Genomic DNA, 15529 nt, shown 5'->3' on the forward strand with positions numbered 1-15529 from the left:
CAGATGACTTCAGGTGGTGTGCCCGGTGGTGTCACTGTCGGCATCGCGGTGTTCGACCGCCAGACCGGGCAGTTCGTCCAGCAGCAGGACGCCGAGCGGCAGTTCCGCTCGGCGTCGGTGGTGAAGCTGCTGATCGCGCTCGACTACTTCTGGGACCGCGGTCCGGAGTACGCCGTACCGGAGGAGGACCGGGCGCGGCTCGAGGTGATGCTGCGCAGCAGTGACGACGACGCGGCCAGCTACTACTGGGACCAGCGCGACGGTGCTGCGCTGGTGGAGCGCATGGCGGGGCGGCTCGGTCTGACACACACAGCCGGGCCGCCCGCGAGTCACCCGGGCTTCTGGGGGTACGTCGCCATCACGGCCGTCGACACCGTCCGCATCTACCGGTACTTGCTGGAAGACGCGCCGCAGCCGGTTCGTGAGTTCGTGATGGGCCAGTTGCACCAGGCGACGCGGAACGGCACCGACGGCTTCGACCAGTACTTCGGGATCGCGTCGGTGTTCGCGCCGGGCTTCAGCATCAAGCAGGGCTGGTCCGGGTTCCAGGGCTCCAGCGGCTACCGGACCGACAAGGCCAAGCCGGAGTCCGTCGTCGACCTCGTCAGCGATGCACTGCACACCACCGGGACCGTGGGAGCGGACGACCGCACCATCGTCGCCGTCTACACCCTGCACCCGTGCGGAACGCCGTACGAGCAGGCCTCGGCCAGGGTGACGCAGTTGACCGCCGCCCTGACTGTGCCGGGCGGCGTGCGGGCACGGGTGAGCTGACAAGTAGATTGCTCGCCATGCGAGTGCACATCGGCTGTGACCACGCCGGCTTCGAGCTGAAGAACCACCTGGTGCAGCACCTGACCGCTGCCGGGCACGACGTAGTCGACCACGGTCCGGCGGCGTACGACGCCGTCGACGACTACCCGCCGTACTGCCTGCGCACCGGGCAGGCCGTGGTCGCCGACCCGGGCAGCCTGGGCATCGTGATCGGCGGCTCGGGCAACGGTGAGCAGATCGCCGCCAACAAGGTGAAGGGGGTCCGGGCGGTGCTGGCCTGGAGCACCGACACCGCGCGGCTCGGCCGTGAGCACAACAACGCCAACGTGATCAGCGTCGGCGCCCGGATGCACAGCGAGGAGGAGGCCACCGGGTTCGTCGACACGTTCCTGGCGACCGACTACTCCGGTGAGGAGCGGCACACCCGGCGGATCGAGATGCTGGACGGCTACGAGTCGACCGGCGAGCTCCCGCCGCTGCCCTGATCGTCCTGCTCGGCGTCAGTGCCGGAGCCGGAGCCGGAGTCGGTCTCGGTGTTGGTCTTGGGCAGTACCGGCCGGCGGTGCACCGGTTGCCGGGGCTTGGACACGTCCCGCGCCCGCATGCTCCGGCCGGTGCCGACCACCGCCGGGCCGGCCGGCGAGGCCTTACCGCCCTTGGAATCACCTGTCGTCCCCATGTGAGGAATCATGCCTGAAGGTCACACCCTGCATCGGCTGGCGAACGACGTCTGGGACGCCTTCGGTGGCCGCCTGGTCCGGGCGTCCAGCCCGCAGGGCCGGTTCGCCGACGGTGCCGCGTTGCTCGACGGCCACGTGCTGCGGCAGACGGAGGCCCACGGCAAGCACTTCCTCGCCGACTTCGAGGGCGCCGGCTGGCTGCACATCCACCTCGGCCTGATCGGCAAGATGGACATCAAGCCGGCGCCGGTGCCCGAGCCGGTCGGCGCGGTCCGGGTCCGGCTGCAGAACGCCACGTCGTACGCCGATCTGCGCGGCGCGACCGTGTGCGAGGTGATCACCGACGACGAGCGCGACAAGCTGCTCGGCCGGCTCGGCCCGGACCCGCTGCGCGACGACGCGGAACCGGCGGCGGCCTGGAAGCGGATCCACCGCAGCAAGCTGCCGATCGGGCAGTTGCTGATGAACCAGGACGTGCTCAGCGGGGTCGGCAACGTGTACCGCGCCGAGGTGTTGTTCCGGGCCAAGCTGAACCCGATGACGCCCGGCAACGTGGTCAAGAAGCGCGAGTGGCAGGGGATGTGGGACGACCTGCTCGAGCTGATGAAGTACGGCGTGGAGACCGGGCGGATCGACACCGTCGCCGACGACCACACGCCGGAGGCGATGGGGCGCGACCCGCGGCAGGACGACCACGGCGGCGAGGTCTACGTGTACCGGCGCCAGGGGCAACGATGCCACGTCTGTCAGTCGGTGATTCGGACGAAGATCCTCGCGGGCCGTAACTTGTTCTGGTGTCCCAAATGTCAGCGAACCGGCCTCACTCGCAAGAGCTGACAGTCGTCGGTTGTGTCTCGAATTGATGCGGGGGCCGATCGGTACCGTTATCTTCTTCACACCATGAACAAGAGCGGCGGTCTTGCGCTGATACGACGCATCGGCCGCCGGGTCGAGGCGCTGGGGCGTCGCGCCCGCCGCTCGCACCGGGTCGCCTTCGTCGCGCTGATGCTGTTGCAGCTGGTGATCGCGATCGCGAGCCTCACCTGGCCGGACCTGACGCCGGCCTCGTTCCTGATCGTCCCGCTGGTGGTCGGCGGCGTCCTGCTGCAGTTCCGGGAACTCGTCGCCCTGTCCGCGATCACCGCGGTCTTCGGGGCGTACGTCGTACTGTCCCGCGGCGTGACGCTGCCCCGGATCGGGTTCGTGCTGGTGCTGCTGGTGGTCGGCTGGATCATGATCACCAGCGCCAAGGTGCGCAGCCGGCTCGGGGTGCCGGGCACCCGCGGCGAGTCGATGCTGATGGAGCTGCGGGACACGCTCACCGCGCAGGGCGAGATGCCGACGCTGCCGGCCGGCTGGCGGGTCGAGGTCGCGATCCAGTCCGCGGGCAGTTCGACGTTCTCCGGTGACTTCGTGGTGTCGACGGTGCACGACCAGGTGCTCGAGGTCGCGCTGGTCGACGTCTCCGGCAAGGGCATCGACGCCGGGACCCGGGCGCTGCTGCTGTCGGGCGCGTTCGGCGGCCTGCTGGGCGTCGTACCGGAGGAGGAGTTCCTGCCGTCGGCGAACCGGTACATCCGCCGGCAGGAGTGGGACGACGACTTCGCCACCGTCGTGCACGTCGCCATCGACCTCGCGACCGGGGAGTTCGACGTACGGACGGCCGGGCATCCGCCGGCGATCCAGTTCGACGCCTGGTCGGGACGGTGGCAGACGCGGGACGCCGACGGGCCGCTGCTCGGGCTGGTCGAGGCGCCCGAGTTCGCGATGAACCACGGGCAGCTGAAGCTGGGCGACGCGCTGTTCCTGTACAGCGACGGGATGGTGGAGACGCCGCGGCGGGACATCGGCCGCGGCACCGACCGGCTCGCCGGGCACGCGGAACGGCTGGTGGCGCAGGGGTTCCTGGGCGCGGCGCAGGAGCTGGTCGCGACCGCCGGCGGGCCGGGGGACGATTCGGCGATCGTGATCATCCACCGCAAGGCGCATGCCTGAGGCAACCAGGCGGGTCCGCTGATGGCGTAGCCTGCTCCGTCGTGACGATCGATGGGCTGGGCGACACCTTCGGCGCGGATCGGGCCGCGCCGGACGTCTCGTTCGAAGAGCTGGTCGCGATGATGCCGGAGGCGTTGCGGGAGGTGTTCCCGCCGTACCGCTGGCAACTCGCGAAGCTGTGGGAGCTCGAGCTGAAGGTCGAGCCGGTCGAGATCGCGGACCTGGTCTGGATGTTCGACCTGCCGCTGTGGCAGCTGGAGGGGGAGCGGTTCAGGGTCACGCCGCACCAGGTCGCGGAGACGCCGATGAACTTCCGCGCGCACTACCAGCGGGTGATGGACGCGGACCTCGATTTCCCGATCAACCTGGTCGCGTACCGCGGCCGGCTGGTCGTCCTGGACGGCGTCCATCGACTGGCCAAGGCGCATTTCCTCCGCCGCCGCTGGATCGAGGCCACGATCGCCACCGCGACCCAGCTGCAGACCTGCGCGCCGTGAGTTGACTGTCGTGTGTGACGCGTCACCATTAGTATTGGTGACATGACATCGAAGCATGACGAAGAATACGCGCCGAGCACGGCGGGGTGGGTCCGCGACCAGGTCGACAAGGTGACCGAGGCCGGGACCACCGACGCGGTCGACATCAAGGGCATGAAGGTGGTGCTGATGACGATGCGCGGCGCCAAGTCCGGGAAGATCCGCAAGGTGCCGGTGATGCGCGTCGAGCACAACGGTGTGTACGCCGCGTTCGCCTCGCTCGGCGGCTCCCCGAAGAACCCCGTCTGGTACTACAACCTCCAGGCCGACCCGAAGGTCACCCTCCAGGACGGCGACGTCGTCGGCGAGTACGTCGCCCGCGAGGTCGACGGCGCGGAGTACGACGAGTGGTGGCAGCGCGGTGTCGCCGCCTACCCGCCGTACGCGGAGTACCAGACCAAGACCACCCGCAAGATCCCGCTGTTCCTCCTGGAGCGGGTCAACTAAGTCCTTGCAAAGATCTCGCTCCGGACGACGGTCGGTGACCGGAGCGGGACCAGGCTTGTGAGACGCTGGCGGCGGCCGGGTTCACCTTGACCCGGTCCGGCGCTCTGCGCCGGATGAGTTCTGGGAGTTGTCCTGACCACACACGACGCGGTGCGGGAACCGTTCGTCGGGTCGACGCGGCTGCGTCTGGCCGGACTTGCACTGCATGCCTATACCGCGAGCGGAACGGTGCTCGCGCTGCTGATCGTGATCGCCGCCATCGACGGCGACGCCGTCCGGGCGCTCTGGCTCGGGCTCGCGGCCCTGGTGATCGACGGTACCGACGGGATGCTCGCGCGCCGGCTGCGGGTGAAGGAGACCATCCCGTGGTTCGACGGCGCGATGCTCGACAACATCGTCGACTACCTCACGTACGCGTTCGCGCCGATCGTGCTGCTCTGGACCGGCGGGTACCTCCCGGCCGGCACCTGGGGCGCGGCGCTCGGCGCGTTGCCGTTGCTCGCATCGAGCTACCAGTTCTGCCGGGTCGACGCGAAGACCGAGGACCACTTCTTCCTGGGCTTCCCGAGCTACTGGAACGTGGTCGCGTTCTACATCATCGTGCTCGGCCTCAGCCCGATCGTCACCGGCGTACTGCTGGTGGTGTTCTCGGTGCTCGTCTTCGTCCCGGTGAAGTACGTGTACCCGTCGCGCACCAAGGCGTTCCGCTCGCTGAACCTGCTGACCACGGCGATCTGGCTGGCGTCGTACGCCGTACTCCTGGCGCAGATGCCGCACCCGAACGTGGTCGTGGTCGCGATCTCGCTCGCCTACCTCGTGTACTACGCCGGCCTGAGCCTGTACCTGACCTGGCGCCGTAGGGTCGTCGCGTAGTGGTTCTTGGTCTTGGCGCGGCCCTTGGTGCCGCGGTGCTGTTCGGTGTCGGGGCGATCCTGCAGGCGGTCGGTTCGCGGAAGGTACCGACCGAGTCGGAGCTGGATCCGCGGCGGCTCGGCGGGTTCGTGGTCAAGCTGCTCAAGCAGCCGGCGTTCCTCGGCGCACTGGCGCTGAACCTGGCGGGCTTCGGGCTGCACTTCGTCGCGCTGCGGCTGCTGCCGCTGTACCTCGCCCAGGCCGGGATCGCGGTCAGCCTGGTGGTCACCGCGTTGCTCGCGACCCGGTTGATGTCGGACCGGTTGAGCGCGCTGGAGTGGTCGGCGGTGATCGGCGTCGTCGTCGGGCTCGGTCTGCTCGCGGTGGCGGCCGGGGACGCAGGCGCAAGCGCGCAACATCACGCGCTCACCGTCGGCATCGTCGTCGGGCTGGTCGCCCTCGCCGTACTGGGTGGTGTCGCGAGCCGCTCGCAGCACGGTGCCTCGACGGCGCTCCTTGGACTGTTGGCCGGTCTCGGGTACGCCGGGGTCGCGATCTCGGCGCGCCTGCTCAAGGACGGGTCGCTGGCGGAGCTGTTCCACAGCCCGACCCTGTACACGCTGCCGATCAGCGGGGCACTCGCGTTCATCCTGTACTCGCTGGCGCTGCAGCGCGGTTCGGTGACGCTGGCCACCACGCCGATGATCGCGCTGCAGACCATCACCCCGGCGGCCGTCGGAGTGTTCGTCCTGAACGACGCCGTACGAGCAGGTTGGTGGCCCGCCGCCATCGCCGGCTTCCTGCTCTCGGCAACCGGCTCAGTCATCCTGGTCCGCTTCGAGAGCGTCAAGCACTAGGGCACGTCTCCCGATCCCACGCCTACTGCGGGGCACTCGGCACGGCACCTCCTCGCGACGGCGTGGGATCGGGAGACGTACCCTAGCGACTCGGCCACTTCCACGGAGGCTCGTCGAGGGGGCCTTGGTCGGTGATGGTGGTGGCGCCCTTCTCCTTCACGAGTTCGATGGTGTGGAGGTCGGGGGAGAGGGCCTCGAGTGCGCTGATGAACGGGCGGGAGTGCGAGACCACGATCACCTGGGTCTCCTTGGCCGCGGTGACGACCAGGTTGGCGAGGGCCGGTAGGAGGTCCGGGTGCAGGCTGGTCTCCGGCTCGTTGAGCACCAGGAGCTCGGGCGGTCGTGGCGTGAGCAGGGCGGCGACCCACAGCAGGTACCTGAGGGTGCCGTCCGAGAGTTCGGCGCCCGAGAGGGGGCGGAGCAGCCCTTGCTGCCGGAAGGCGATCTCGAAGCGGCCCGCGTTGGTGGTGATCTCCACGTAGCTGCCGGGGAACGCCAGCTCGATCGCTTCGTCCAAGGCCCCGGGCAGTCCCAGCTCGCGAACCGTCTGCAGCGCGGCGGCGACGTCCGCTCCGTCCGACGCGAGTACTGCGGTCCGCGTGCCGACCTGCACCAGCCGGGCGGGAGCGGTCGCGTCGGTCCGGAAGTGGTCGTAGAACCGCCAGCCCCGCAGGCGTTCCCGCACCACCATCAGCTCCGGCGCGCGCTCGGGGTCCGCGAACTCGCTCAGCATGCTGTCGAACGTCTGCAGCTTGTGCCCCGCGCGCTGCCACTCACCACTCGCGGAACGGATCCGCACCTCGCTGTTGCTGCGCTCGACCAGCAGCGCCGCCGGCCGCAGGAAGGGCCCTGCCCACAGGGCCTCCCGCTTGATCTCCGGATCCAGGTCGAACCGCGAGCCACCCGCGATCGGCAGCCCGAGATCCATCAGGTAGCCGTAGTCGTCCCCCGCGAACCCCATCCGCAACGTCACCGGCCCGGTCCGCCGCGTCCCCTGCGTCGGCCGATCCTTCCGCACCTGCTCCGGCCCCGCCCACAGCGTCGACTGCAACCCGCCCTCCCGCGCCAGCGCAGCCACCGCCCCGTTCCTCGACGCATCGGCCAGCAACCGCAAGGCCTTGTACAGGCTCGACTTCCCGGTCCCGTTCGCGCCGGTCACGACGTTCAACCCGCCAAGGGGCATGACGACCCGCCGCAGTGACCGATAGTTCTCCACCGCCAGCGTCGTCAGCATGCGACCAAGCTACAGACGCCCTCGGACAACGTCGTACCTGAAGTGGGCGCGCGGGGATGACCCCACGCGCCCACAGCCGTCAGGCCAGGGACTCTTCCCAGGCCTGGTGCAGGCCGGCGTAGTGGCCGTCGACGGTGATCAGGTGGTCCGGCGAACCGTCCTCGATGATCTGGCCGTACTCCAGCACCAGCACCCGGTCGGCCGTCTCGACCGTGGACAGCCGGTGCGCGATCACGATCGCGGTCCGGTCGGCCAGGATGGTCTTCAACGCCCGCTGGATCAGCCGCTCGCTCGGGATGTCCAGGCTGGACGTCGCCTCGTCCAGGATCAGTACGGCGGGGTTCGCCAGGAACGCCCGGGCGAACGCCACCAGCTGCCGCTGACCGGCCGACAGCCGCGACCCGCGCTTCTCGACCGCGGTGTCGTAACCGTGCGGCAGCGCCGTGATGAAGTCGTGCGCGCCGATCACCTTGGCGGCCTCGACGACCTCCTCCATGGTCGCGTCCGGCTTGCCGAACTTGATGTTGTCGGCAACCGATCCGGTGAACAGGAAGTTCTCCTGGGTCACCATCACGACCCGCTCGCGCAGGTCGTCCTCGGACAGGTCCCGCAGGTCCACGCCGTCGAGCAGCAACTGGCCGCTGGTCGGGTCGTAGAACCGGGACACCAGCTTGGCGATCGTGGTCTTGCCCGCACCCGTCGTACCGACCAGGGCCAGCGTCTGGCCTGCCGGTACGTCGAGCTGCAGACCGGGCAGCACCGGTACGCCGTCGACGTACTCGAACCGGACGTTCCGCAGCTCCAGGTGACCGTGCGCCGGGCCGGGCTTCGCCGGTTTGATCGGCTCCGGCACGTCCGGGGTCTCGTTCAGTACGCCGGACAGCTTCTCCAGCGCCGCCGACGCGGACAGGAACGTGTTGTAGAACTGCGTGATGTCCTGCAGCGGCTCGAAGAACTGCCGCAGGTACAGCAGGAACGCCGTCAGTACGCCGACCGTCACGTGTCCGTGGTACGCCTGGTAGCCGCCGTACGCCAGGATCGCGACGATCGTGATGTTGCCGACGCCCTTGATGGCCGGCATGAACACCGCGTTCAGCCGGAACGACTCGAGGTTCGCCTTCCGGTAGCGGTCGTTGACCCCGTGGAAGATCTCCTCGTTCCGCGGCTCCCGGCGGAACGCCTGGACCGCGCGGATCCCGGTCATCGACTCGACGAAGTGCACGATGACCAGTACGACGGCCTCACGCGTCTGCCGGTACACGGCCGCTGACCGCTTCCGGAACCACGCTGTCAGGATCAGCAGCGCCGGGAACGACAGCAGTGCGAGCAGACCGAGCTTGAGGTCCAGCGTGAGCAGGATGATCGACGTACCGACCAGGGTCAGGACTGCGGTCACCAGGCTGTCGAACCCGCTGGCCAGCATCTCGTCGATGACCTGGACGTCGGAGGTCAGCCGGGAGATCACCCGGCCGGACGTGAACCGGTCGTGGAACGCGGGGCTCAACCGCTGGAAGTGGTCGAACACCCGCTTCCGCAGCCCGAGCAGGATGGTCTGGCCGAGCCGCCCCGAGCGCATCAGGAAGATCTGCCGCGCCCAGGCCTGCAGCAACGCCGACGCCAGTACGACAATGACGATGGTGATCAGTTGCTGGGAGCCCTGACCGGCAAGAATCGGCGGGATGCCCTTGTCGATGCCCAGGTGGACCAGGTACGGCACCGCGAGCCGGGCAGCGTTCTCGACGATCACGATCACCACCAGCAGCCAGATCAGCTTCTGGTACGGCCGGAGCAGCTCCCCGAGCAGCTTCCGGGAGTCCTCCTTCAGCCGGATGCTGGTAGCGCGGGAGATCTCCCGGTCGGGGTCCTCCTCGAACAACCCGCGCCACTTCTGCTCCTCCGGCTGCTCTTGCTGTTCCTTGTCCTGAGGAGGTGTTTGCTGGGTCGTCGTCATGCGTGCACCTCCTCTTCGTCAGCTGCCAGCAGGTGCCGGTACGCCGGGACCGTGGCCAGCAGTTCCTGATGGGTTCCTACGTGCGTGACAGTGCCGTTCTGCAGCAGGGCCACCTTGTCGGCCAGCATCACCGTCGAAGCACGGTGCGCCACCACGATGCCGGTGGTGTCGGAGAGCACGTTCTGCAGTGCCTCCTCGACCAGGGCCTCGGTGTGTACGTCGAGAGCTGACAGGGTGTCGTCCAGCACCAGTACGGCGGGCTTGGCGAGTACTGCGCGTGCCAGCGCCAGCCGTTGCCGTTGACCGCCGGACAGCGACATGCCCTGCTCACCGACCCGGGTTTCCAGGCCCCACGGCAGGTCGTTGGCGAACTGCGCCTGTGCGACCTCTAGCGCCTGTTGTACCTCTGCTTCAGAGGCGTCGGGCCTGCCGAGCGTCAGGTTTTCCCGGACACTCATGGAGAACAGCGTCGGGTCGTCGAACGCGGACGCGACCGCCGTCCGCAGGGACACCAGGGACAGGTCCCGGATGTCGTGGCCGTCGATGGTGATCCGCCCCGCGGTTACGTCGTACAGCCGCGGGACCAGTGCGGTCAGCGTGGTCTTGCCGGATCCGGTGGCGCCGACCAGGGCGAGCGTCGTACCGGGGGACAGGTCCAGGTTGATGTCGTGCAGGACCTCGGTCGAGTCGTCGGAGAACCGGAAGCCGACGTTCTCGAACCGCAGGTGCCCGCGGGCGTGGGTGAGCTCGTCCGGACCGGACTTGATCACCGAGTAGGTGTCGAGGATCTCGCTGATCCGGTCCGCCGCGGTCATCGCCTCCTGGGCCATCGCGAGGATCGCGCCCAGTGAGGTGACCGGCCAGACCAGCGACAGCATCAGCGTGATGAACGCGACCAGGGTGCCGAGCGTGATCGCCTCCCGGCCGACGGCGAGCGCGCCGAGCAGCAGCACGATCACCAGGGTCAGGTTCGGGATCACGCCGAGGAAGCTCCAGAACCGGCTGGCGAGCCGGACCTTCGCGACCTCGGAGTGGTACAGCGTGGTGGCCTCGTCGTCGAACTGCTCCTGGACGTGCGGGCGCCGGCCGAACGCCTTGATCACCCGGAAGCCGAGCGCGGACTCCTCGATCCGGGTGGCCAGGTCGCCCTGCTGGTCCTGCACCTTGCGGGAGATCCGCAGGTACTTCTTCTCGAACTTCAGCGACACCATGACGATCGGTACGGCGGCCACCAGGACGACCAGACCGAGCGGCCAGTACAGCTGGAGCAGCAGGATCGTGACCACGATCAGCTGCAGGATGTTCATCACCAGGAACAGCAGGCCGAAGCCCATGAACCGGCGGATCGTGGACAGGTCGGTGGTCACCCGGGACAGCAGCTGACCGCTCTGCCAGCGGGTGTGGAACTCCATCGGCAGCGACTGCAGCCGGACGTACAGGTCGTGCCGCAGCGTGGCCTCGAGGTCGCTGACGGTCCGGGACTGCGCCCAGCGGCGCATCCAGACCAGGATGACCTCGGAGATGCTGAGTCCGAGGGCCAGCAGGGTCAGCGGGACCAGCAGGCTCAGCTCGCGGCGGGTGACCGGGCCGTCGATGATGGCCCGAGTGACCAGCGGGACGGTGAGGCTGACGCCGACGCCGAGCATGGCGGTGGTGAACATCACCGAGAGGCGCCAGCGGTGTGGCTTCAGATAGGGACGCAGCCGCCAGAGGTTTCGGCTACGTTCCGGGGTACGGGTGGAAGGGGCAGCGATCGAGGGCGCTTGGACAGGGAGCTCGGAGGGCATCTGGACGGGCGCACTTCCCATCTATTTCGGATCAAATTGGGGTTTGGCGACCTGAAAACGGCGCACTTTCCAGTATCGCCCACTAGGTAAGCGCTTGTCCTGCCAATTCCATTCCCGGCAAATGATTCGCAATAGGCCGTCGCGGTTCCACGCGGCGGAGGCTCGCGGACCTATCACGGATCGCTATCGGTCCGGCGCGATCGATCGCGCGACTTCGGGCAACTCACGCAATCCGCGGAGCGGGGAGAGGGCGGCGACCAGGAAACCGGCCAGCATGCCGGCGGTGACGATGAGCAGCGTCGGCCGGACACCGAGGGCGGTCGCGAGCACACCGGAGCCTGCTGCGCCGACGGTCTGGCCGCCGATCACCAGGGTGCGCCAGGAGGCGGTCACCTGGCCCAGGAGGTGCGGCGGCGCCATTGCTTGTCGCAGCGTGCGTTGCGGCACGCTGAACAGCGACATGCCGAGTCCGGTGCACACCTGTCCGAGAAGGATGACCGGCGTCAGCCCGGTGAACAGTGCGACGCCGGTCAGTGACGCAAGGAATACACCGGACAGATAAGAGCGGCCGATACCGACCCGGGCACACCAGGGCCCGGCGACAAAGGTCCCGGCGACCGCAGCAGCTCCGAACGTTGTGAGGCTCAGTCCTACGAACGCAGGAGACTTGTGGAGCTCCCGGATCAGGAGGAGCACGACCAGCGGTCCCAGCATCGCTCCGGCCATGGCCGCAATTGCCGCCGAGGTGACGAGCGGCCTGAGCATCCGGTTGCCGAACAGCACCTGTAGCCCGGCTGACAGTCGTACTTCGGACCGTGGCTGTGCAGGTGGGCGAGCAGGCTCACGGAGGAGGTACGCCGTCACCGTGGACACGACGTACGACGCGGCGTCCACGAGGATCGCGAAGGGTGCGGTGAGTACCTGTACGAGCAGGCCGGCCGCGGACGGTCCGAGCGTCGACGCGAGGTTCGCATTGAGGAGGGCCGCGCTGTTGGCCCGCATCAGGTCAGCACGCGGTACGAGCGACGGGATGATCGTCTGCGAGGCGGTGTCGAAGAGCAGAGTCAGTACTCCGGTCAGTACGGCGACGGCGTACAGCTGCTCGATCCGTAGCCAGCCCAGGGCCGCCGCTGCGGGCACGGAGGCCAGCAGCACGAGCCGGCCGAGGTCCGTCCAGATCAGCACGCTGCGCAGCGACCACCTGTCGACCCAGACACCGGCCAGGAGCCCGAACACCAGGTGCGGTGCGATCGACAACGCCGACAACGCACCCATCTCCACAGCCGAGGCATGCAGCGTCACGACGGCTACCAGCGGCAGGGCGACCGTGGTGACCGCACTGCCCGATGCCGACACCAGTTGCCCGAGCCAGAGCTTCCGGAACTCACCTCTCACGACCCATGCCATGACCGCGAACCTGTCACGGAGCAGAGCCACCCGACTACGCCTGTTCGCCTGCAGCAGACGGAGTTCACTCCACGCGAAACACGGGACCTCTTGCAGTGAACGGCAGCGATGCACCACGAGGGATCAGCCAGGCGTGCTCCCGACGTACGCGGACCACGTCGCACTGCCCGTCTGTGATCAGCAGGATCGGCCCCTGCGCCGGGAAGTCGTCAGCACGCTCCAGCAAATCCACACCCGGCTGCAGGACGGTCCCGCCACGACCGTGCACCTTCATGCGGCCGGCTATGTCGTCCACCGGCACGTAGCCCGCGTCGTACGCCGCGGCGTCGCAGTACACGACCCGCGCAGCCGGTACGTCGCGTGCCCGTGAGTAGGAGGCGATCGCTCCGAGTGCCTTGCCGAGCAGCTCGCGGTTCATGGAGCCGGACGTGTCGAGCACCACGCCGTACGTCGGGAGGCGCTCCAGCTCCAGCGGGCGGATCCAGCCGGGCCGCGGGATGTCCGGCGTACCGGACTGGCGGCGGGACGCCCGTGCGTACGTGCGGCGCTTCTCGACGGCAGGAACGTGCTCCTCGAACCAGCGGGCCAGCTGTGCGTCCCAGGCGAGCGGCGGGTGGTCCAGCGCGCGGATCTCCTCCACCAGACCTGCTGGCAGCGTGCCGCGGCTGGGGTCGTGGTAGGCGAGTCCGGTGTTCAGTGCGCGCCGGTAGATGTCGTCCAGCCCGGCTGCACTGGCTGCTTCGCCTGCGTGCGGCAGCGGATGGCCGAGTACGTCGCCCAGTCCGACGCCGCGCAGCGTCGCCAGCTTCCGGTAGCGGCGCAGGTCGGTGGTGATCCGGTCATAGACCTCTTCAGCGGACATGCCCTTCAGCTGCGGGTCGTGCAGCGCGCCGTCGGGCATGGTGCCGACGCCCATCTCCAGCAGCCAGCCGTTGATGACCAGGTCCGCTGCGACGTTCCACAGGTACGGGTCGCGGCCGCCGACCCGTTCGCCGTGCCGGAGCGCGGCGTGCAGCATCTCGTGGGCCATCACGAACCGCCACTCGTTCTGGGTGAGGTCGGTCAGCGGGTTCACGTAGATCTCGCCGGCACTCGCGTTCACCGCGGCCACGTGGATGTCCCAGCCGCGGGCGAGCTCGGGCTCCGCGACGACTGTCATGCTCGACGCGATCGCACCCAGCAGCGGGTACGACGAGACGAACCAGCCGAGCGCCAGGTCCCACTTGTCGCGGCTGCCCCTGCTGAGGGAGGACCGAGCGCCACCTGCGACATCAACGGCCGCTGCAGCCGCCGCGGAGAGGCCTGCCGCGAACAGCTCGCTCCAGTTGGGTGGCTTGCCCCAGCCGTTCCAGCGGGCCGTGGTGACGTCGGCTGCGTGACCTGCGACGCCCAGGCCGTCGTACTCAGGAGGTACGCCCGAACGCCGCCAGAGTCGGGCCAGCCGGTCTTCTTCCATGCTGGGGAACGTAGAGGGCAGCTCCACGACCGGTGTGCCTAGCTTTAGCGACTGCAGGTAGCGGTTGACCGCTACGTCGCACGCAGCGCTCGCTGCCGGGCCCGGTGTGGCGTGACCGAGCCCTAGGTGGATCAGCAGGTGTGCGAAGACCCAGGTCCATTCCTCCGGCGTCGCCCGTCGGGTCCGGTGCGTGTGGATCTGCCCGTTCGAGTCGATGACCGCCCAGCCGTCGTCCGGGCAGCCGTCGTCGCGCTGCGGGGCGTACGTCCGGTCGGTGATCGGCGCGAACAGCGGGTGCTGGACGACGGCGGTCCAGCCGGCCTGGATGGCCTCCAGTGCCGGGTCCTGCTTCTTCCGCTTAGGCACGGGCCGCCACCAGACGCGGCAGGTCGCGGCTCACCTCGACCAGGAACCACGTCGGCAGCACCGGGCGGCCGTCGTCGTCGGACGCGATCACCAGCTGGGCCACCTCCAGCGAGATCTCCGCCAGCTCCACCAGCAGAGCCTTGCCGCGGTGCGCGAGCTGCCGGGCCGCAGGGCTCGCGGACGCCTTGTCGGCCGCCAGCTCCTTGATCAGCCGGGCCCGGAACGTCTCGGCCAGGAAGTACAGCAGGTCGCGGTCCTCCGGGGTGGCCGGCCAGCCGGCCTCGCCCTTGAGTACGGCGTCCAGCCCGAACGCGTGCCGGACCGTCTTCACGTACGCGCGGAACGCGGACGCATGCCCGGCGGACAAGGTGCCGAAGGCAAGCACCCGGAGCGTCTCGTCGGACACGTCGTCGCCGTACGAATGCAGGGCGTCCGACAGCATGTGCCAGCTGCGCGGTGTGGAGAACGGCTCCTCGGTCTTCGGCGGAGCGGTCCACAGGTGGTCGGGGCGGTTGCGCAGGTACTCCAGCACCCACTGGTGGATGCCCGCCGTACCGGCCCACTGCAGCCAGTCCGTTGCGGAGGCGCGCAGGTGGATGTGGACCAGCCGGTTGACCAGTGCGCTCGCCATCGGGCGGGCCAGCGCGTTGTCGGTGGCGCGGTTGCCGGCGCCGATCACGACGGATCCCTCCGGCAGCTCGTACTCACCAATGCGGCGGTCCAGGATCAGCGAGTAGAACGCCTTCTGCACCTCGGCGGAGGACGCGTTCAGCTCGTCCAGGAAGAGGCAGTACGGCTCGTCGCGGGCGATCGCCACCGGCGGCGCGAACCGGCTGCGGCCGTCGACGATCTGCGGTACGCCGATCAGGTCCTCCGGAGCGAGCTGGGTGCCCAGGAGCGTCACGCACTCCAGGCCGAGCGATTCCGCGAACGCCCGTACCAGACTGCTCTTGCCGATGCCGGGCGCTCCCCAGAGGAACACCGGGCGGACAACTGCGACGTGCAGTAGTACTTCTGGCAGTTCGGCTGCCGATACCGTGATTCCTGCCTGCATGCCTTCCCTTCGGTTGGTGGCCAACGTTCCAGGATCCTCTGGAGGTCACGGGGTGTCACCTGGTTTTCGCGCGTCGCTTCCGTTACTGGCGGTTACTGGCTAGGGTGCGATGGCTTAGGAGTGCTGGGGGGTC

General features: G+C 68.8%; 15 protein-coding genes. 8 read left to right on the forward strand and 7 right to left on the reverse strand.

The window, feature by feature from the left end; all coding sequences use genetic code 11:
* Positions 1-3: 3 nt before the first annotated feature.
* Together JOF29_RS36170 and JOF29_RS36175 are read left to right on the forward strand one after the other, a co-directional pair.
* Positions 4-774, forward strand: a complete 771-nt coding sequence (locus JOF29_RS36170; protein ID WP_209698843.1) for a hypothetical protein — start codon at positions 4-6, stop codon at positions 772-774.
* A 17-nt stretch (positions 775-791) separates the two neighbouring features.
* The gene (locus tag JOF29_RS36175; protein WP_209698844.1) at positions 792-1259 is read left to right on the forward strand and encodes a ribose-5-phosphate isomerase; all 468 of its coding nucleotides are present in this window, start codon (positions 792-794) and stop codon (positions 1257-1259) included.
* Here JOF29_RS36175 and JOF29_RS36180 read toward each other — a convergent pair.
* On the reverse strand, positions 1223-1453 hold the full coding sequence (locus tag JOF29_RS36180) for a hypothetical protein (RefSeq protein ID WP_209698845.1): 231 nt from the start codon (positions 1451-1453) through the stop codon (positions 1223-1225). The two genes, JOF29_RS36175 and JOF29_RS36180, sit on opposite strands and share 37 nt — an antisense overlap.
* A gap of 10 nt (positions 1454-1463) precedes the next feature.
* On the opposite strand from JOF29_RS36180, the gene JOF29_RS36185 reads away from it, so the two are divergent.
* The 6 genes from JOF29_RS36185 (at position 1464) to JOF29_RS36210 (ending at position 6141) form a co-directional block, all read left to right on the forward strand.
* A complete protein-coding gene (locus JOF29_RS36185; RefSeq protein ID WP_209698846.1) occupies positions 1464-2291 on the forward strand; it encodes an Fpg/Nei family DNA glycosylase in 828 nt (275 codons plus the stop codon).
* A gap of 63 nt (positions 2292-2354) precedes the next feature.
* Entirely contained in the window at positions 2355-3449 is a 1095-nt protein-coding gene (locus JOF29_RS36190; RefSeq protein ID WP_209698847.1) for a PP2C family protein-serine/threonine phosphatase, read from the forward strand.
* Between the two features lie 41 nt (positions 3450-3490).
* The gene (locus JOF29_RS36195; protein WP_307863865.1) at positions 3491-3946 is read left to right on the forward strand and encodes a hypothetical protein; all 456 of its coding nucleotides are present in this window, start codon (positions 3491-3493) and stop codon (positions 3944-3946) included.
* Between the two features lie 42 nt (positions 3947-3988).
* Positions 3989-4432: a nitroreductase family deazaflavin-dependent oxidoreductase gene (locus tag JOF29_RS36200; protein WP_209698848.1), complete on the forward strand. Its 444-nt coding sequence runs from the start codon at positions 3989-3991 to the stop codon at positions 4430-4432.
* A 150-nt stretch (positions 4433-4582) separates the two neighbouring features.
* Complete coding sequence (locus JOF29_RS36205; protein ID WP_209698849.1) at positions 4583-5305, forward strand: CDP-alcohol phosphatidyltransferase family protein; 723 nt, start codon at positions 4583-4585, stop codon at positions 5303-5305.
* Positions 5305-6141, forward strand: a complete 837-nt coding sequence (locus tag JOF29_RS36210; protein WP_209698850.1) for a DMT family protein — start codon at positions 5305-5307, stop codon at positions 6139-6141. The genes JOF29_RS36205 and JOF29_RS36210 overlap by 1 nt, the downstream gene beginning before the upstream one ends.
* Before the next feature lie 82 nt (positions 6142-6223).
* Here the strand turns inward: JOF29_RS36210 and JOF29_RS36215 are convergent, their stop codons facing one another.
* The 6 genes from JOF29_RS36215 to JOF29_RS36240 all read right to left on the reverse strand — a co-directional run bounded on the left by JOF29_RS36215 (position 6224) and on the right by JOF29_RS36240 (position 15396).
* Positions 6224-7375, reverse strand: a complete 1152-nt coding sequence (locus tag JOF29_RS36215) for an AAA family ATPase (RefSeq protein ID WP_209698851.1) — start codon at positions 7373-7375, stop codon at positions 6224-6226.
* A 79-nt stretch (positions 7376-7454) separates the two neighbouring features.
* Positions 7455-9326 carry an ABC transporter ATP-binding protein gene (locus tag JOF29_RS36220; RefSeq protein ID WP_209698852.1) on the reverse strand — a complete coding sequence of 624 codons (1872 nt, stop codon included), beginning with the start codon at positions 9324-9326 and terminating at the stop codon, positions 7455-7457.
* Positions 9323-10987 (reverse strand): ABC transporter ATP-binding protein, encoded by a 1665-nt coding sequence (locus JOF29_RS36225; RefSeq protein WP_245359809.1) that lies wholly within the window; start codon positions 10985-10987, stop codon positions 9323-9325. The genes JOF29_RS36220 and JOF29_RS36225 overlap by 4 nt, the downstream gene beginning before the upstream one ends.
* Positions 10988-11296: 309 nt before the next feature.
* The gene (locus tag JOF29_RS36230; RefSeq protein ID WP_209698854.1) at positions 11297-12520 is read right to left on the reverse strand and encodes an MFS transporter; all 1224 of its coding nucleotides are present in this window, start codon (positions 12518-12520) and stop codon (positions 11297-11299) included.
* A 64-nt stretch (positions 12521-12584) separates the two neighbouring features.
* On the reverse strand, positions 12585-14342 hold the full coding sequence (locus JOF29_RS36235; RefSeq protein WP_209698855.1) for a vWA domain-containing protein: 1758 nt from the start codon (positions 14340-14342) through the stop codon (positions 12585-12587).
* Positions 14335-15396, reverse strand: coding sequence for an AAA family ATPase (locus JOF29_RS36240; RefSeq protein ID WP_209698856.1), 1062 nt, complete (start codon positions 15394-15396; stop codon positions 14335-14337). Before JOF29_RS36240 ends, JOF29_RS36235 begins: the two co-directional genes overlap by 8 nt.
* Positions 15397-15529: the final 133 nt, after the last annotated feature.

The sequence above is a fragment of the Kribbella aluminosa genome, from assembly GCF_017876295.1.
Classification (GTDB): Bacteria; Actinomycetota; Actinomycetes; order Propionibacteriales; family Kribbellaceae; genus Kribbella; species Kribbella aluminosa.